We start from the raw sequence: 18828 nt of genomic DNA, 5'->3' as shown, positions 1-18828 counted from the left end.
CTTACAAAAAACAATGGAGGCAAAGCCTCCATTGTTAACTAAATTTAGAATCAGCGCGACATGATATCACAATTAGTGAACATCACGCCAATACTCTTTCTTAAGCAAAACAACGACAATGGTAAACAGCACAAGGAACGCCATTGCCCACCAACCCATTGCATGACGCTCCAGCTTCACTGGGTCACCCGAATACTCAAGGAAGTTAACCAAGTCGCGAACCGCATCATCGTATTCGCTAGTGCTTAATTCGCCGCGCCCATCCGTTTGAGTTCCCACAACAACCTCAACATCTTGACCATTAACCACATGAGTCTCAAAGATTGGGCTTGGGATGCCTTGAAGCTCTTCGAGCACATGAGGCATACCGACATTTGGGAACGTCGTGTTATTCACACCAAACGGACGACTTGGGTCAGCATAGAACGAACGCAAGTACGTATAAAGCCAATCAGCGCCACGTACACGAGCGACTAAGGTTAGGTCTGGCGGTGGAGCGCCAAACCAGCTAGCCGCTTGTTTTTGCGGCATCGCGTTAACCATTAGGTCACCGATCTTTGCTTCCGGGTCAAAAACTAAATTTTCTTTAGCCAGATCAACCGGAATACCAAGGTCATTCGCTACACGCTCATAACGTTGATACTGCGTTGAGTGACAAGCAAAACAATAGTTCATGAACAGCTTCGCACCATTTTGTAGCGAAGCTTGATCGGTGAGGTCATTATTTGCTTTATCCAGATGCACATTTCCACCAGCCGCAAACGCGAGGGATGGCAACAGTGCAAAAAGTACTACAATCCACTTTTTCATTTAAATGTCACCCTCTTCGGTAGTGGCTTGGTGTTCTCATTTTTACTGTAGACATACAACAAAATGAAGAACATGAAATATCCCAAACTAAAGATTTGAGCCATCAAGGTGTACGTTGCCGTTGCTGGAAGCGCACCGAGAATGCCTAACGCAATAAAGCTGATCGTAAACTGAATGATATTAATCAAATGGATTTTGCTTCTGTAACGGTAAGAACGAACTTTACAACGGTCAAACCACGGAAGTAAAAATAAGAATACAATTGAAGCCCCCATTGCAGCCACACCCAGCAGCTTATCAGGAACCGCACGTAAGATGGCGTAGAACGGCGTGAAATACCAAACTGGGGCAATATGCTCTGGTGTTTTCAGAGGGTTCGCCGCTTCAAAGTTTGGTGGCTCAAGGAAATAGCCGCCCATTTCTGGGTTAAAGAACAACACGTAGCAGAACAAGAAGAAGAAGCCTGCTATACCCACCATATCTTTTACCGTTCCATATGGGTGGAAAGGTATCGAATCAATGATGTCGTATTTTTTGCTGTAGTAATCATGGAATTTGAACTGCGTTTTGTAGTCATCGCCCATTGAGCCTTTAGGTAGCTTAGTTTCAATACCGTCCGGGTTATTTGAGCCCACTTCATGTAGCGCCAAAACGTGCAAGACAATCAGTAGCAGTAGCACAATTGGTAACGCAATAACGTGCAATGCAAAGAATCGGTTTAGTGTCGCGCCCGAGATGATGTAATCACCACGGATCCACAATGTCAGATCATCACCGATAACTGGGATGGCACCAAACAGTGAAATAATTACTTGAGCGCCCCAGTAAGACATTTGTCCCCAAGGAAGAAGGTAGCCCATAAAGGCTTCAGCCATTAGCACTAAGAAAATCAGCATACCGAAAACCCAAAGCAACTCACGAGGTTTTTGGTATGAGCCATAAATCAGGCCGCGGAACATATGAAGGTAAATAACCACAAAGAAAGCAGATGCACCCGTTGAGTGCATATAACGCAACAACCAGCCGTATTCCACATCACGCATGATGTATTCCACAGAAGCAAATGCGCCTTCACCAGATGGTACGTAGTTCATGGTAAGCCAAATCCCCGTTAGGATTTGGTTAACAAGGACCAACATAGCAAGAGAGCCGAATAAATACCAAAAGTTAAAGTTCTTTGGCATTGGATATTCTGATAAATGCTTTTTATAAGCATTCATTGCGGGTAGTCGTTTTTCTACCCAGTCAAGTACAGCTTGCATTATGCATCCCCCTCATCCACGCCGATAAGAATTTTTGTATCACTCAAATACATATGCTTAGGAATCACTAGATTCAGTGGTGCCGGCACGTTCTGGAATACTCGGCCTGCCATGTCAAATTTCGACCCATGACAAGGACAGAAGAAGCCTGATTTCACACCTTGGACTTGCTCACTAAAAGAGTCCGCAAGGTAGGTAGGTGAACATCCTAGGTGGGTACAGAATCCAACCGCAATAAAATACTCTGGTTTAATCGAGCGATAACCATTTTGAGCATATTCCGGTTGCTGTTCTTCTTGAGATTGTGGGTCACGTAATTTATCTGATAACGTCCCCAAATTATCCAAAACAGACTGTGCTCGCCTAACAACCCATACCGGTTTGCCTTGCCACTCGACGCGAACCATCTGGCCCTCTTCAAGTTTACTGACTTCAACCTCTACAGGAGCACCGGCGGCCTTTGCTTTGGCACTTGGGTTCCAAGATTTAATAAAAGGAACGGCGACTGCAGCTGCTCCCAAACCACCAACAACCGCAGTTGTAGCAGTAAGGAAACGCCTACGACCGTTATTTAAAGGCGCATTGCTCATCCAACATTTCTCCCATATGCTCCTTTGGGCCAATATCCAGCGAATCCAAGCTGCTCTGTCATGTTAAATAACCGTAGGGGAACCATTCCTTTGGTTATCTTCCTTGCGTTGAACGTGCAAATTTAAAATAAATTATGCGAACTTGAGTCCATTCTGATACTAGTTATCACCAATAAAGCATGGCTAACAAAATAAGAATTTTAGTTGTTTTTATTTGATAGCAAATGATAAAGAAAACCCTACTTTTTGACAAGATAAAGCTACCTTTTCGTAACATCTATAGCAGGAAATCGTTTACCAGTTCACAAAAGGGAGGAAAAGCGAAGTCTCTTCAGGGGAGTTGATGAATTTAGAGGGATTATCTGGTGTGATAAAAACAAAAAAGCCCAGCCATAAGGCTGAGCTTTTGGACCACAAACCAGCAAAAACTGGAAAGTAGATTTCTGAAAGCGAAAAATTAACGCTTTGAGAATTGTGGTTTACGACGTGCTTTACGTAGACCAACTTTCTTACGCTCAACGCAACGAGCGTCACGAGTAACGTAGCCAGCTGAACGTAGTGCAGGACGTAGAGTTTCGTCGTATTCCATAAGCGCGCGAGTGATACCGTGACGGATAGCACCAGCTTGACCAGAAATACCGCCACCTTTAACAGTAACGAATAGATCTAGCTTCTCAGTTAGTTCAGTAAGCTCAAGAGGCTGACGAACTACCATGCAAGAAGTTTCGCGACCGAAGTAAACTTCTAGTTCACGCTTGTTGATTACGATGTTGCCAGTGCCTGGTTTAATAAAAACGCGAGCAGCTGAGCTTTTGCGACGACCAGTGCCGTAGTATTGATTCTCTGCCATTTCTGATATCCCCAATTAGATGTCTAGTACTTGTGGTTGTTGAGCAACATGGTTGTGCTCAGCGCCAGCGTAAACTTTTAGCTTACGGTACATAGCACGGCCAAGAGGACCACGTGGTAGCATACCTTTAACAGCTAGTTCGATTACCATTTCTGGCTTCTTGTCGATCAACTTTTCAAAAGTGATAGACTTAAGACCACCTGGGAACTCAGTGTGACGGTAATACACTTTACCTTTAGCCTTGTTACCAGTTACAGTAACTTTCTCAGCGTTAACAACGATGATGTAATCACCAGTGTCTACGTGAGGAGTGTATTCAGCTTTATGCTTACCGCGAAGACGAGATGCGATCTCGCTTGCGATACGGCCAAGAGTTTTGCCTTCTGCGTCTACAACATACCAGTCACGTTTTACAGTTTCTGGTTTAGCAACGAAAGTTTTCATGCTAATAATTACCTATTAAAAAAATTTACACTTAAGGAACAATATGTTCCCACTGTCTAAGAGTCCCATTCATCACCCCTTCGAGTGTTGGAAACACTTGGCATAACCTGACTTTCGTCGAAGTTAGAGGCTCGCAGTAACGGTAGGTCGCAGGATTATAGAGAAGCTAGAGGAAAAAATCACCTATTTTTTAGCCAAATGAAGTAAAAATCCTATGCGAGGTGTTCAGAAGCCAAATAATCATGGCTTTGCATTTCGGTAAGTCGCGAAATACAGCGTTTGAATTCAAATTCTAACAGCCCGTGCGTATAAATCGACTCCAGCTCAACCTCAGCCGATATGATCAACTTTACACGACGCTCATAAAACTCATCTACAAGTGCGATGAATCGCCTTGCTGCATCATCCACTTTGTTGTCCATCTGTTTTACATCCGCCAACAGTACCGTGTGATAGAGGCGTGATATCTCAATATAATCATTTTGGCTACGCATCGTCTGACAAAGCTGCTCAAACGTGGCAAACAGTACATCATCAGCCGATGCCACCACTGGAATAGCACGATGGTTAATCTCTATCGATGATTCTAATGTCTTATCTTCCAGCACTAACTGCTTAAAGTAGCGATGAAGGTTTTCATTCGCCGAGGTATCGAGAGGGAAATGATAAATCTCTGCTTGTTCAAGTGTGCGCAACCGGTAATCAATACCGCTATCTACATTTAATACATCACAGTGTTTTTGAATGAGTGCGATTGTCGGAACAAACCTTGCTCGCTGCAATCCATTACGGTATAGATTTTCTGGCGGAATATTCGAGGTGGCGACCAAAACAACACCACGACTAAATAACGCCTGCATTAACGATGATAAAATCATCGCATCCGTGATGTCAGAAACATAAAATTCATCGAAACAAATAATGGTTGCTTCAGCCGCAAAGATATTGGCAACACTGTCGAGTGGGTTTTCAATATCGCCCAGTTTTTTCAATTCATCATGAACACGATACATAAAGCGATGAAAATGCACCCGCATCTTTTTCTCTGAAGGTACACTGTCAAAAAAAGCATCCATTAAATACGTTTTTCCACGCCCTACGCCCCCCCAAAAGTACAACCCCTGAGGCGCGATAGCTTGCTCTGGCGATTTACCTAACAATTTTTGCATCATAGTGAGCGGCGGGGCTTCAAAGTTCAAATACTCAATGAACTCGTGATGAAGACGATCTAATGCTTCCACCGCTTGATGCTGGGCCGCATCGCGCTGAAAACCATTGGTTTCAATGTCGTAATTGTATTTTTCTATCGGTGTCATGGATAACTCGCAGCACAGATCCAACAACCATAAATGGCGTATTTTTCTTTATTGGCATGAACACTCATAGTACCATGACAAAACAACGTGTGTAACCATCAGGTAACGCACATGTTAATAAACAATATAATAAGGGAACTGCTATGCCTTGGATTTACGCCGTCGTCGGCCTACTTGTGGGTGCCATTTTAGGAATTGTGATTTCTCGACTCACTACCCCACAATACAAAAAACAAAAAACGATTCAAAAAGATCTCGAATCAGCAAAATTCGCTTTAGAGCAACAACGTCAAGAGTTGTCAGATCATTTTGCGCAAAGTGCAGAGATGCTCGACACGCTCGGTAAAGACTACACGAAGCTTTACCAGCACATGGCAAAAACCTCCGCTGAGTTGCTACCTAACCTTCCAGAGCAAGATAACCCTTTTGTGAAGAAGATTGCGGAACACAACATCGAATCGGAAAGCACCTCTAATGCTGATGAGCAACCTAAAGATTACGCTAATGGTGCGACAGGCTTATTACGAGAAGAAACAAAAGAAGTCGTCGCGTCACCTGAACTCGTGACCTCTGAGCCAATCACAGCTAAAGCCTCGTAGCCAATCTTGGATAAAAGCGGTTGAATTTACCTCAATGATTATTGGATGGGATTTTCTGCCGCTTTTTATTTTGAGTGAACTTTATTCAAATCAACCAGTCATAACTCTTACTAAACCTAGAGGAGTTTTATGATGAAAAAACCGATACTTGCCTTAACTGTTTTGTCGTTAAGCCTGAGTTCAATCATCACACCCATGCCAGTCTCTGCCGCTCTACCTCTTGCCATTGATGGTGAGCAACTTCCAAGCCTTGCTCCTATGCTAGAAACGGTCACCCCTGCCGTCGTTAGCATCGCCGTTGAAGGCACGCAAGTCTCCAAGCAGCAGTACCCTGAGCAATTCAAATTCTTCTTTGGTCCCGACTTTCCAACAGAGCAGCTTCAAGAGCGCCCATTTCGCGGCCTGGGCTCTGGTGTCGTCATTAACGCTAAAAAAGGTTATATCGTCACCAACTACCACGTTATCAATGGTGCTGAAGAGATTCACGTTAAACTGCAAGATGGCCGAGAATACGACGCAGAGCTTATAGGCGGAGACGAAATGTCAGACGTTGCTCTGCTCAAGCTCGATGATGCCAAAAACCTCACTGAGATAAAGATTGCTGACTCAGATTCATTACGGGTAGGTGATTTCACCGTCGCAATTGGCAACCCATTTGGCTTAGGACAAACCGTTACCTCTGGTATTGTCTCTGCGCTAGGTCGCAGTGGATTAAACCTCGAAAACTTCGAAAACTTTATACAAACTGATGCGGCTATAAATAGCGGTAATTCCGGCGGTGCACTGGTCAACTTAAAAGGTGAGCTGATCGGTATTAATACCGCTATACTCGGCCCCAATGGTGGCAATGTCGGCATCGGCTTTGCCATCCCATCAAATATGATGGATAACCTAACAAAACAAATTATCGAATTTGGTGAGGTAAAACGTGGCATGCTCGGCGTTCAAGGCGGTGAGGTAACCTCTGAGCTTGCTGAGGCACTAGGTTATGATTCAAGTAAAGGCGCCTTTGTTAGCCAAGTCATGCCTGATAGCGCCGCAGAAAAAGGCGGTCTAAAGGCCGGCGATATTATCGTCTCTGTCAACGGGAAAAAAATTGCGACCTTTAGTGAATTGAGAGCTAAAGTCGCGACACTCGGAGCGGGTAAAACGATTACTCTTGGTCTCATTCGTGATGGCAAGTCCATGACAGTCGATGCCACCCTCACCGAAGGCGCCAAAAGTCTCACCAAAGCCGATAAGCTGCATGAAGGCCTCACGGGTGCTGAATTCTCTAATACAGAAAAAAGTGATGATGTTGAGGGCGTCAAAGTGAAATCCGTCGCTGAGGGCTCACCTGCTGCACAATATGAGCTTCAGCAGGGCGATATCATTATGGACGTTAACCGTGAACGGGTTAAAAATGTGGGTGAATTCCGTAAGATTCTAGAGGCTAAGCCGGGGGTTTTGGCACTCAATATCCAACGGGGCGATCGCACAATTTACTTAGTGGTCCGCTAAATCGTCACAATTTGTGTAAATTCTTAGTGAAAGGGCTATCCAACGTGACAGCCCTTTTTTATTATTTCTCAACAAAATGATATGCTTTGATCGCAAGCTGTTGCTCGAAAAGCATTAAGTCCATGGCAATCCGTATCGTTTAAGACCATTTTCATACTATGCTAGCTTCAGTGATTGTTATTTTGTCCCATTGACCGTCAATGCCGATATCTTATTGAGAGAACAATGCTGAACTTTTTATTCCGATCCGTATCAATGGGGTTGATCACCGCGCTGTTAGTCCTAATCGCGGTGCCGTCTCTGAGACCACTGGTCATCTCTGAGCAGTTTGATACTCAACCAGTTACTGGTACTTCACTACAGGTCTCATTCAATCAGGCCGTTCGTAACGCGGCACCTGCGGTCGTCAATATCTATAGTCGACAGTACAAAGAAAACGATCGCACTACCTTGTCAACTCAAGGGTTAGGATCGGGTGTCATCGTGAGTGAAAAAGGCTACATCATCACCAACTACCATGTTGTTGCTAATGCTGACCAAATCGTTGTCGCCCTGCAAGATGGTCGAATCGCCGCAGCTCAGTTAGTGGGTAAGGATCAACGTACTGACATTGCCATTTTGCGGGTCGAAGGCACAGACCTTCCCGTTATCCCTTTAAACCAAAGCTATAGCCCAAAAGTTGGCGACGTCGTATTAGCCATTGGTAATCCCTATAACCTTGGGCAAACCACAACTTTCGGTATTATCTCTGCGACGGGTCGCTCCTCGATAAGTGCGGGCGGGATTCAAGCCTTTATCCAAACTGACGCGGCGATTAACCAAGGTAATTCAGGTGGCGCTTTAGTCAATACACAGGGTGAGTTAGTTGGTATCAATACCGCCTCTTTCCAACAAGCTACCGATCTAGAAACCTACGGCATCTCTTTCGCTATCCCATATAAACTGGCAAGCAAAATAATGGAAAAAATCATTGCTGACGGCCGAGTGATTCGTGGTTACATCGGCATCGACGGGCAAGACATCAACTCCGTCACCGCTCGCCTTTTAGGGAATGAACACATTGGTGGCATAATTGTACTAGGGCTCGATCCAAAAGGTCCTGCGGCGGAGGGAGGAATAAAGGTTCAAGATATTATTCTGACGATTGGTGGCAAAAAGCTCAATGGCAGACAAGGGGTTCTTGACCTTGTTACTGATTTAAGACCCGGCACTACTGTTGATGTCAACCTGCTTCGTGATGGAAAAGAGATGACGTTAAAAGTGACAGTGGCGGAAGATAGCCGCGGATAACAGTGCGTATACCGTTATTCTATTGAAGTAACGGATAAGCAAATCATAAAAAATGCCGCTGAATATTCAGCGGCATTTTTGTTAGGTTTTATTCCTCGGTATTTTCTGTTTCCAGCGCGGTGCCGCCCTCAACATCAATCCGAGTAACACGCTGCAGGCCTCTTGGTAGTAAACCACCTCGACGTCCTCGCTCGCCTCTGAAATTATCCAAGTCACTCGGCTTAAGACCCAGCTTGCGCTTACCCGCATAAAGCGTCACAGACGCACCTTGCGGTAAAGCCATTAGGTGGGACACAAACTCTTCCCTTGCTTTCGCTTTAGCGGAAGGAATATTGATGATCTTATTGCCCTTCCCTTTCCCTAACTGAGGTAGGTCTTTAATCGGGAACAACAACATCCGCCCTTGATTCGTAATGGCCATGATTTCATCCGAATCCAAGTCACCAACCTCACTCGGTGTCATCACCTCGGCCGCTTGAGGTAGAGTGACTAATGCCTTACCACTTCTGTTTTTAGACAATAAGTCAGAGCCTTTACAAACAAATCCATAGCCAGCATCAGACCCGACCAACCACAGTTGCGTTTCTTCACCCATAATGACCTGACGAATAGTCGTACCAGCATTTATATTCAAGCGACCGGTAATCGGCTCACCTTGGCTACGAGCAGAAGGCAGCGAATGGGATTCAAGCGAATAACTTCGCCCATCGTTTCCGAGGAATACTGCAGGTTGACTGCTTTTTCCTCGAGCTGAAGCCAAGTAAGTATCACCCGACTTATAATTCAGGGTTGATGGATCGACATCATGGCCTTTCGCGTGGCGTATCCAGCCTTTTTCTGACAACACAACGGTGATCGGCTCACTAGGAACAAGATCTCGCTCTGTCATGGCTTTCGCTTCAGCACGCTCAACCAAAGGAGAGCGGCGGTCGTCGCCATATGTCAGAGCGTCAGCTTGAATCTCTTTTTTCAGCAAGGTGTTCATGCGACGCTCAGAGCCCAACAAGCTTTCTAGCTTCTGACGTTCTTTTTCAAGTTCATCCTGCTCACCACGGATCTTCATCTCTTCGAGCTTAGCTAAATGGCGAAGTTTAATATCTAAAATCGCGTCCGCTTGAATGTCAGTAATACCAAACCGAGCAACGAGTACCGCCTTCGGTTCGTCTTCCGTTCGAATGATTTCGATTACTTCATCAAGATTGAGATAAGCAACCAACAAACCTTCTAGGATATGTAAACGCGCTAATATCTTATCTAAACGGAACTGTAGGCGCTTACGCACAGTATCGCGACGGTATGTAATCCATTCAGATAAGATCGTTACCAGGCCTTTAACCTGTGGTCGATTATTTAGACCAATCATGTTGAGGTTAACGCGGAAGTTTTTCTCAAGATCCGTAGACGCAAACAGGTGGTTCATCAGCTGGTCGCAGTCAATTCTGTTTGAGCGAGGAACAATCACGATGCGTGTCGGATTTTCATGATCAGATTCATCACGAAGATCATCTACCATTGGCAGTTTCTTCGCTCGCATCTGGTTAGCGATTTGCTCTAATAGCTTCGCACCTGATACCTGATGTGGCAGGGCCGTAATAACAATATCCGAGCTTTCTTTGTGCCAAACGGCACGCATTTTTACGCTGCCACGACCGGTGCGGTAGATCTTCTCGAGATCCGCTTGCGGCGAAATGATTTCGGCTTCTGTCGGGTAATCCGGCCCTTTAACGTAGGCCATCACATCGGACAATTCCGCTTTCGGATTGTCAATCAAATGTACCGTAGCTTCAGCCACTTCACGGACGTTGTGAGGAGGGATATCCGTCGCCATACCCACCGCAATACCAGTAATCCCGTTTAAAAGGATATGAGGCAACCGTGCAGGTAGGATTTTTGGCTCTTTCATTGTGCCGTCAAAGTTAGGTTGCCATTCAACCGTTCCTAACCCGACCTCACTAAGCAGTACTTCTGCAAACTTCGACAGTTTCGCTTCGGTATAACGCATCGCTGCAAATGATTTAGGATCATCGGGCGCACCCCAGTTACCTTGACCATCAACCAGCGGATAACGATATGAAAATGGCTGCGCCATTAATACCATTGCTTCATAACAAGCAGAATCACCATGAGGGTGGTATTTACCAAGAACATCACCAACAGTACGTGCTGATTTTTTATACTTGGCAGAAGAGGATAACCCTAGCTCAGACATCGCATAGATAATACGACGCTGTACAGGCTTAAGGCCATCGCCAATATACGGCAATGCACGATCCATAATCACGTACATTGAGTAATTCAAATAGGCATCTTCGGTGAACTTGCGCATCGGCAGTTGTTCAACGCCATCAAAAGACATTTCAGTCGACATTATACTTATACCTCGGCCATGTCGCCGTTACTTTGCAGCCAGCTTCGGCGGTCATCCGCTCGCTTCTTGCCGAGTAACATATCCATCATTTCATCTGTCGCCGTATCGTCATCGATCGTTAACTGAACCAAGCGACGAGTATTCGGATCCATCGTCGTTTCACGCAGCTGAAGTGGGTTCATCTCACCCAGACCTTTAAATCGTTGAACGTTGATCTTCGCTTTCTTTTTGCTCAATCGCTCTAAGATGCCGTCTTTTTCATCATCATCAAGTGCATAAAAGACTTCTTTTCCACAGTCAATCCGATACAGAGGAGGCATTGCCACATAAACATGCCCAGCCGATACTAAGCTTCTAAAGTGCTTAGTAAACAACGCACACAAAAGGGTCGCAATATGCAGCCCATCAGAATCCGCATCCGCAAGAATACAGACCTTGCCGTATCGTAAACCGTCTAAATCATCGTTATCAGGGTCAATGCCAAGCGCCACCGAGATGTCATGCACCTCTTGGGACGCTAATACCTGATCGGTCGCCACTTCCCATGTGTTCAGGATTTTACCACGTAATGGCATGACGGCTTGAAACTCACGATCGCGAGCTTGCTTCGCAGAGCCACCCGCCGAGTCGCCTTCCACGAAAAAGATTTCGGTACGACTCAAATCTTGTTGAGAACAGTCGGTCAGCTTACCTGGTAATGCTGGGCCTGAGGCCACTTTTTTACGGACCACTTTTTTACTGGCGCGCATACGACGATGGGCATTGGCAATACATACCTCTGCCAGTTGTTCAGCCAATTGAGGTTTTTCGTTCAACCAAAGGCTAAAGGCATCTTTAACGACACCCGAAACAAACGCCGCACACTGCCTTGATGACAATCGCTCTTTTGTTTGACCAGCAAACTGAGGATCTTGCATCTTCACCGACAACACGTAAGAACAACGGTCAAACACATCATCACCGGTCAGCTTAACACCACGTGGTAACAAGTTACGGAATTCGCAAAACTCACGCATGGCATCAAGTAAGCCCTGACGCAAGCCATTGACGTGCGTACCGCCTTGCGCAGTAGGAATTAAGTTGACGTAGCTCTCGGTGATCATCTCACCGCCTTCTGGTTGCCAGATCAGAGCCCATGTCGCCGCTTCAGTTTCAGCGCTAAATTCACCTGTGAACGGTTGTTCTGGTAGGACGGTATAACCTTTTACCCCTTCGGCAAGGTAGTCTTTCAAACCATCTTCGTAATACCATTTGTAATCTTTGCCGTTCACTTTATCGGTGAAGGTAATCTCTAAACCAGGACAAAGTACCGCTTTAGCTCGCAGGTTATTAACAAGACGAGTCACAGAAAAATTAGGCGAGTCAAAGTAACTGGTGTCTGGCCAAAAGTGCACACTGGTGCCTTTGTTACGGCGTCCACACGTTCCAGTTACTGTCAATTCTTCTACTTTATTACCGTGTTCAAAAGCCATTTCATAGACTTGGCCTTCTCGGCGAACCGTCACTTCAACGCGCTTGGACAACGCATTGACGACGGAGATACCCACCCCATGAAGGCCGCCTGAGAACTGGTAGTTTTTATTAGAAAACTTACCACCAGCATGCAGCTTACAAAATATCAGTTCAACCCCTGACACTTTTTCTTCTGGGTGAATATCTACAGGCATACCTCGGCCGTCATCAATCACTTCTAGAGATTGATCGGCATGAAGAATCACTTGTACTTTCGAGGCATGTCCGGCTAGCGCTTCATCGACACTGTTATCGATAACTTCTTGGCCCATATGATTTGGACGCGCTGTATCCGTATACATCCCTGGTCGGCGACGTACTGGCTCAAGACCATTGAGTACTTCAATGGCTCCAGCATTATATTGTTCTGTCATAATACGGAAATTTTACTCAAATAAAGATTGATACTTAGCAGCAAAAAAAAGATGTTCGGTGGTGCTCGCACCATCCGCCTTAATACACTCGTAAAGTCAGAATATTAAGGCATACGCGTAAGTACAGACATATCATAGTCTGGCTCAAAGGAAGTGTTGTCAAGTTTCACACCAAAGTTGGAGGGAAATTTATGACTGTCTCCTCAGCTACGCACTTATGATCAGTAAACTTATAGAGCTAAGAATTGAATGATTCGCTCAGGATAACGCTCAAAGTCGATAAAACTATGGTCACCGCCAGGTTCAACAGTTTGCTTAGAATGGGCATATTTGGTCACCGCTTGGCGGAAATCCAATACCTCGTCGCCTTTTTGTTGTAGCAACCAAAAATCTTGTGGGGAGCGAATCGTTTTCACATCCAATGCTTTCAGTTCATCGATATGTTTTGATTCTAAGGTGTATTTCTCATGAGTATAAGGATTTTCTTGCTCACCAAGAAAGTCCGCAAGCAACTCATACGGTTTGACCGCTGGATTTATTAGCACAACCTTGTAGCCATATCGCTCATGCAGCCACGTCGAAAGGTAGCCACCTAATGAGCTTCCCACCAAACCAAGATGATGTGTTTTTTCATATTGGCTAATAATATCCACGAGATAATGCGCCGCTTGTTGAGGGAAGCATGGCATCTGCGGAACCACCACCGTAATATCAGGCCGGTTATCCTGGCAAAACTGCTGCATGACTTGCGCTTTATGCGATAGCGGTGAGCTGTTAAAACCATGAATATAAAGCAACAACGATGGTTTATTTTCCATTAGTAACCTTCTGCGTTGAAGTCTGGTCGGAAAGCCCCATGAGGCAGTCGCTTTACCGTGGTGTTTAGTTGTCCATTATCAAACAACTCTAACTCACGCCAACCTGGCGATAGGGTATCGAGAGAAAACTCGTTCGAGTTAGGCTTAAATTGCACACACGTAGACGGCGTCGCAAGCACTCTTACACCGCGGCGTAACTGATCAAGCTCCTGATGAATATGCCCACATAGAACCGCACGAACGTTGTCATGCTTGTCGGCAATCTCCCAGAACTCTTGTGAATCTTTCAGGGAGTGCTGGTCAAGCCACGCACTATTCACCAGTATCGGGTGATGATGGAGCAGTACCAGCGTATGTCGGTCGCTATGCTGAGTCAGGATTTGGTCGAGGTATTCTAACTGCTGGTCACTCAAGCGCCCATGAGGAACACCGACGACTTGCGAATCAAGAAGTACAACCTGCCAATGCTCACCAAGTAACTTATGCGTCGCCGTTTGAATCAGAGGAGAATCAAGCACACTATTCATACTTGGTTTGAAATCGTGATTACCAGGCAACCAAAAGCACGGAAGTTGGAGCGGTACAATACCCTCAACAAACTTACGATAGGACAATTCGGTATGATCTTGAGAAATATCTCCGGTTGCCAATAGCGCATCAAAATGCGCCCCTTGCTTGCACACTTCAGATACAACAGCGTTAAAGCTGTCATGGGTATTGACACTCAGCAAGCAGCCATCCGGGGGCGCAAATAGATGCGTATCGGTCAACTGCAGTAACCTGACGGCACTAGACTGAGATTCACCACTGGGTGTTGTTTTCAAAATAATAAAACCTGAATATCTACTATTGTTTAACTTCGATACATGATCGGAGCTCGACTAATTCCATTTTTGAGACAAAACGTCAACCAATCACTAAGAAATTGATTAAATTGAAATTTTTCATCTTTCTGGAGCATTTTTGTATTAGGGTAATCGTACCGCGCTTTCACTCTAGCCGTTTGTTCACAATGACAAACTTCGGCAACTTTAGCGTCATGGTAGAGCCTAACTATCATTTTAGGCAAAGGAAAAACAGGAAGTTCATCATCTTGGCAAATTTCCACCAATGTTGTGTACTTCGTCACTTCTTGAATGACTAGCTGATACGTCAATGAACCGGCTTGGTAACAACGCACATCGCCAACTTCTGGCGAGATGGGAATCAATCGATTTAATTTGGCGTAGTTGGTTTCATAAACTCGCATTAGCTCTACAAGATCAACATGATACGCTTTTTTATCGCCTTGGCGTGTTGGGCTCATAATGACCACTCACGCTGTAGCTGAGCGTAATTCAGCTCGAGCCACTGCAATGCAATAATTGAAGCGCCGTTTTCTATCTCACCACTGGCTATCATTTGATAGGCTTGCGTGCGAGGCACCACCTTAACTCGAATGTCTTCACCTTCGCTTTTTAAACCATGAACGCCACTCGCTGTCGATGAATCTACCTGTCCCACAAAGACGGCTATTTTTTCAGAGCATCCCCCCGATGAAGGATAATAGGACGTCACTTTAGTCAACCGATCAACATTCACCCCAGCTTCTTCGACTGCTTCTCGCTGCACAAGTTCTTCAACAGACTCTTGTTTGTCGACGATACCCGCTATAATTTCCGTTTGCCAAGGGGAGTCGTGCTCCAGCGCCCCTACCCTGATTTGTTCAATGAGTACCACTTCATCACGATAAGCATCGTAAGGCAGTAATGCCGCAGCACCGCCACGAACCAACATTTCACGTTGAATCTCAGAACTCCAGCCACCATCAAAAAGGCGATGCTTAAAGCGATACAGCACCATTTCAAAAAAACCGCTAAACACCGTTTGTTTAGAGATTATTTCGACATCCTTTGATGTATATGTAGCGGACGGTTGTTCTGATTTATTCATGACAAACCTCATTAAAAATGAATGTTACAGTTTACTCAACGAATCGCCTAACTACCAACGACAAGCTTCAACTTTTTACGTAATAATTCAAAAAACATTAGGTTTTGGTTAATTTATTGTCGCAATTTTGAGTGCTGTTGCGTAAAAAAGTGCAAAGTTTCGAGTGAATTACGTCGATTATAAGTTAAACTGTGAATCATACCTCTTATTCAGTATTCAGGCAGGATCAGGACAAATGAAAAAACTGCTTCCACTATTCATCGCAGCTGCATTAGGAAGCGCAAGTGCAGCAACATGGGCCGACTCTTTAACAGAAGTCTACGACCAAGCTAAGCAAAACGATCCTCAACTGTTGCGTTCCGCTGCAGAAAGAGATCGTGCATTTGAAGCCATTAACTCTGCTCGAAGCACTTTGCTCCCTCAAATAAACCTAACCGCTGGATATGATTTCACCCGCGTAGACAACAACTTAGGTGGTGATAGCGACAATATAAGCGCTGGTTTGGGTTTCTCTCAAGAACTGTACAATCGTTCAAGCTGGATCACACTTGATACCGCGGAGAAAAATGCTCGTCAAGCTGATTCGCTTTATGCGGCTGCTCAGCAAAACCTAATCCTACGTACCGCACAAGCTTACTTCGAGGTTCTTCGCTCAAAGGATAGCCTTGAGTCCGTAAGAGCCAACAAAGCGGCTGTCGCTCGTCAGCTAGAACAAACAAAGCAACGTTTTGAGGTTGGTTTGTCTGCGATTACCGATGTTCATGATGCTCAAGCACAGTATGACCGTGTCTTAGCGGATGAAGTTATCGCCGAGAATGACCTGCTGAACAAGTACGAAGGTCTGCGCGAAATTACGGGTCAAGAACATTCTAATATTGATATCCTAGATACCGATCGTTTTTCTGCCGCTCGTCCACAACAATCCGTTTCCGTTTTCTTAGAAGAAGCACAATCTAAAAACTTAGACTTGTTATCGGCACGTATTGGTCAAGACATCGCAAAAGATAACATCACGTTAGCAAGCTCTGGTCATCTTCCAAAGCTAACCTTGGATGGTGGCTATGGTTATGACAACGAAAGAAATAGTGTGTCTAGCCGTTACGGCACAGCGAATGAGACAACTAACTCATTTAATGCTGGCATTAATCTTTCGGTTCCACTGTATACCGGCGGCAATATCACGTCACAAACCAAACAAGCAGAGTTTGCTTACGTTGAAGCAAGCGAACAGCTAGAGCAAACTTACCGCTCAGTCGTTAAAAACGTTCGTGGTAACAACAACAACATCAACTCTTCAATTGGTGCTATTCGCGCATATGAGCAATCTGTTATCTCTGCAGAGTCAGCGCTTGAGGCAACTAAAGCTGGTTTTGATGTCGGTACACGTACCATTGTTGATGTGCTAGAAGCCACGCAAGCATTGTATGACGCAGAAAGCAGCTTGTCGGATGCTCGATACGACTACATTGTGAGTGTTTTAAACCTACGTCAGTCGGTGGGTACATTAAGCGAACAAGATATCATTGATGTCAATGCTGGCTTAAAGAAAGCAGAGTAGTAACAACATATCGTTAAAAGAAACGAAAAAAGGGACGCGAATGCGTCCCTTTTTATATATTATTAAACAAAGCGTTAGCCTTGCCCACCTTTAATCGCCTCAATGATTTCTGTTGTAGAACAGCCATCTTCAAAGTTAAGGACTTTAACTTCACCACCAGCGGCAATCACTTCGATTCCGCCAGCAATCTCTTCCGGTTTATAATCGCCACCTTTCACCAACAAACTTGGTAAAACCTCAGCAATTAATCGTTGTGGTGTTTCTTCTGAGAAAGGAACGACCCAATCTACCGCACCTAAACCTGCTAGCACCGCCATGCGGCGATCTGTTGGGTTGACTGGGCGTCCAGGACCTTTTAGCGCTCGAACTGATTCATCCGTGTTAACGGCAACAATAAGGCGATCACCTAGCTCAGCCGCGTGATTAAGATACGACACGTGCCCCGCATGAAGAATGTCAAAACAGCCATTCGTCATAACGACTTTCTCACCTTTCGAACGTGCTTTTTTCACCGCTTCAATTAGAGCGGACTCACTAATAACACCAAAGTCAGTATCCTGACTGCCATGTACCGCCTCGGCAAGTTCAATCGTTGATAGCGTAGATGTACCCAATTTACCAACTACAACACCAGCGGCCGCATTTGCTAATGCACACGCTTCATCTAATGGCTTACCTGCCGCAACAGAAGCGGCTAAGACAGAAATAACCGTATCACCGGCCCCCGTCACATCAAACACTTCTTTGGCTTGAGTCGGCAAATGAAATGGTGCTTCGTTGCGACGTAACAGCGTCATACCATGTTCGCTACGTGTCACTAGTAGGGCTTCAAAATCGAACTCTTCGATTAACGCACAACCTTTTTCAACGAGCTCTTGGTCATTTTTAACTTTGCCGACAACCGTTTCAAATTCAAGCATGTTGGGCGTCAGCAATGTTGCACCGCGGTAACGCTCGAAATCGGCACCTTTCGGATCAATGAATACCGGGACACCCGCCGCTTTCGCTTGCTGGATGTACGCTTGTACATGCTCTAGGGCACCCTTAGCGTAATCAGATAGCACCACTGCTTTAACATTAGGCAAAGCAGTCTTCATCTTGTTCAATACTAACGCAGGGTCGGTACCTTCAAATTTATCTTCGAAGTCTAAACGTATGAGTTGCTGACCACGACTTAACACGCGTAGTTTTGTGATGGTTGGGTAATCGGCAAGCTCAACGAAGTCGCATGTCACATGTAATGACGACAACGTATCGGTCAACACTTTAGCCGGCTCATCTTTGCCAACAAGCCCTATCGTGTGTGCGTGACCGCCTAGCGAAGCAATATTCATCGCAACGTTGGCAGCACCACCTGGACGCTCTTCGTTGTTTTCTACTTTCACTACAGGTACTGGCGCTTCAGGTGAAATACGCCCTGTTGGGCCATACCAGTATCTATCCAGCATAACATCACCAACAATCAGTACACCTGAATCGCTGTAATTAGGTAGGATGGGTTTCATTCTCTCACTCCAAATAACAAGCCTGGGGGGGCTTTTGCTCCCAGGCTATAATTGTTCTTTATGTTACGGCATCTCATCACGGTATCGACATGAATTATCA

The 18828-nt window shown here is 45.3% G+C and carries 17 protein-coding genes; 4 read left to right on the top strand and 13 right to left on the bottom strand.

All coding sequences use genetic code 11. From position 1 onward, the window contains the following. Window positions 1–72 precede the first annotated feature (72 nt). The 6 genes from AB4405_RS04990 to zapE all read right to left on the bottom strand — a co-directional run bounded on the left by AB4405_RS04990 (window position 73) and on the right by zapE (window position 5272). Window positions 73–810 (bottom strand): cytochrome c1, encoded by a 738-nt coding sequence (locus AB4405_RS04990; RefSeq protein ID WP_372059870.1) that lies wholly within the window; start codon window positions 808–810, stop codon window positions 73–75. Next, window positions 807–2072, bottom strand: a complete 1266-nt coding sequence (locus AB4405_RS04985) for a cytochrome bc complex cytochrome b subunit (protein ID WP_102469800.1) — start codon at window positions 2070–2072, stop codon at window positions 807–809. The genes AB4405_RS04990 and AB4405_RS04985 overlap by 4 nt, the downstream gene beginning before the upstream one ends. Then, on the bottom strand, window positions 2072–2662 hold the full coding sequence (gene petA, locus AB4405_RS04980) for a ubiquinol-cytochrome c reductase iron-sulfur subunit (RefSeq protein ID WP_102469799.1): 591 nt from the start codon (window positions 2660–2662) through the stop codon (window positions 2072–2074). The genes AB4405_RS04985 and petA overlap by 1 nt, the downstream gene beginning before the upstream one ends. A 457-nt stretch (window positions 2663–3119) precedes the next feature. Further along, a complete protein-coding gene (rpsI, locus tag AB4405_RS04975) occupies window positions 3120–3512 on the bottom strand; it encodes a 30S ribosomal protein S9 (protein WP_102469798.1) in 393 nt (130 codons plus the stop codon). Window positions 3513–3527: 15 nt separating this feature from the next. Continuing rightward, entirely contained in the window at window positions 3528–3956 is a 429-nt protein-coding gene (gene rplM, locus AB4405_RS04970; RefSeq protein ID WP_102469797.1) for a 50S ribosomal protein L13, read from the bottom strand. Between the two features lie 212 nt (window positions 3957–4168). Further along, window positions 4169–5272, bottom strand: coding sequence for a cell division protein ZapE (zapE, locus tag AB4405_RS04965; protein ID WP_102469796.1), 1104 nt, complete (start codon window positions 5270–5272; stop codon window positions 4169–4171). Window positions 5273–5415: 143 nt separating this feature from the next. Here zapE and zapG point away from each other — a divergent pair, with 143 nt between their 5' ends. The 3 genes from zapG (at window position 5416) to degS (ending at window position 8661) form a co-directional block, all read left to right on the top strand. Beyond that, complete coding sequence (zapG, locus tag AB4405_RS04960) at window positions 5416–5871, top strand: Z-ring associated protein ZapG (protein WP_102469795.1); 456 nt, start codon at window positions 5416–5418, stop codon at window positions 5869–5871. A gap of 132 nt (window positions 5872–6003) precedes the next feature. After that, complete coding sequence (locus AB4405_RS04955) at window positions 6004–7371, top strand: Do family serine endopeptidase (protein WP_372059964.1); 1368 nt, start codon at window positions 6004–6006, stop codon at window positions 7369–7371. Between the two features lie 225 nt (window positions 7372–7596). Beyond that, window positions 7597–8661 (top strand): outer membrane-stress sensor serine endopeptidase DegS, encoded by a 1065-nt coding sequence (gene degS / locus AB4405_RS04950; RefSeq protein ID WP_372059869.1) that lies wholly within the window; start codon window positions 7597–7599, stop codon window positions 8659–8661. Window positions 8662–8749: 88 nt separating this feature from the next. Here degS and parC read toward each other — a convergent pair whose 3' ends face one another. The 6 genes from parC to nudF form a co-directional block, all read right to left on the bottom strand. After that, on the bottom strand, window positions 8750–11029 hold the full coding sequence (parC, locus tag AB4405_RS04945; RefSeq protein WP_372059868.1) for a DNA topoisomerase IV subunit A: 2280 nt from the start codon (window positions 11027–11029) through the stop codon (window positions 8750–8752). A 5-nt stretch (window positions 11030–11034) separates the two neighbouring features. Further along, a complete protein-coding gene (gene parE, locus AB4405_RS04940) occupies window positions 11035–12915 on the bottom strand; it encodes a DNA topoisomerase IV subunit B (RefSeq protein ID WP_372059867.1) in 1881 nt (626 codons plus the stop codon). Window positions 12916–13145: 230 nt separating this feature from the next. After that, window positions 13146–13733 carry an esterase YqiA gene (yqiA, locus tag AB4405_RS04935; RefSeq protein WP_372059866.1) on the bottom strand — a complete coding sequence of 196 codons (588 nt, stop codon included), beginning with the start codon at window positions 13731–13733 and terminating at the stop codon, window positions 13146–13148. After that, window positions 13733–14557: a 3',5'-cyclic-AMP phosphodiesterase gene (cpdA, locus tag AB4405_RS04930; protein ID WP_372059865.1), complete on the bottom strand. Its 825-nt coding sequence runs from the start codon at window positions 14555–14557 to the stop codon at window positions 13733–13735. The genes yqiA and cpdA overlap by 1 nt, the downstream gene beginning before the upstream one ends. A gap of 29 nt (window positions 14558–14586) precedes the next feature. Beyond that, a complete protein-coding gene (locus tag AB4405_RS04925; RefSeq protein WP_372059864.1) occupies window positions 14587–15039 on the bottom strand; it encodes a DUF1249 family protein in 453 nt (150 codons plus the stop codon). Then, window positions 15036–15665, bottom strand: a complete 630-nt coding sequence (gene nudF / locus AB4405_RS04920) for an ADP-ribose diphosphatase (RefSeq protein ID WP_372059863.1) — start codon at window positions 15663–15665, stop codon at window positions 15036–15038. The genes AB4405_RS04925 and nudF overlap by 4 nt, the downstream gene beginning before the upstream one ends. A 235-nt stretch (window positions 15666–15900) precedes the next feature. Here nudF and tolC point away from each other — a divergent pair, with 235 nt between their 5' ends. After that, a complete protein-coding gene (gene tolC, locus AB4405_RS04915) occupies window positions 15901–17223 on the top strand; it encodes an outer membrane channel protein TolC (protein ID WP_102469786.1) in 1323 nt (440 codons plus the stop codon). Window positions 17224–17297: 74 nt separating this feature from the next. Here the strand turns inward: tolC and hldE are convergent, their stop codons facing one another. Next, on the bottom strand, window positions 17298–18728 hold the full coding sequence (gene hldE / locus AB4405_RS04910; protein WP_372059862.1) for a bifunctional D-glycero-beta-D-manno-heptose-7-phosphate kinase/D-glycero-beta-D-manno-heptose 1-phosphate adenylyltransferase HldE: 1431 nt from the start codon (window positions 18726–18728) through the stop codon (window positions 17298–17300). Between the last annotated feature and the right edge of the window lie 100 nt (window positions 18729–18828).

It is taken from the genome of Vibrio sp. 10N.261.51.F12 (genome assembly GCF_041471725.1).
Classification (GTDB): Bacteria; Pseudomonadota; Gammaproteobacteria; order Enterobacterales; family Vibrionaceae; genus Vibrio.
This window is presented reverse-complemented; position numbering and strand designations above follow the sequence as displayed.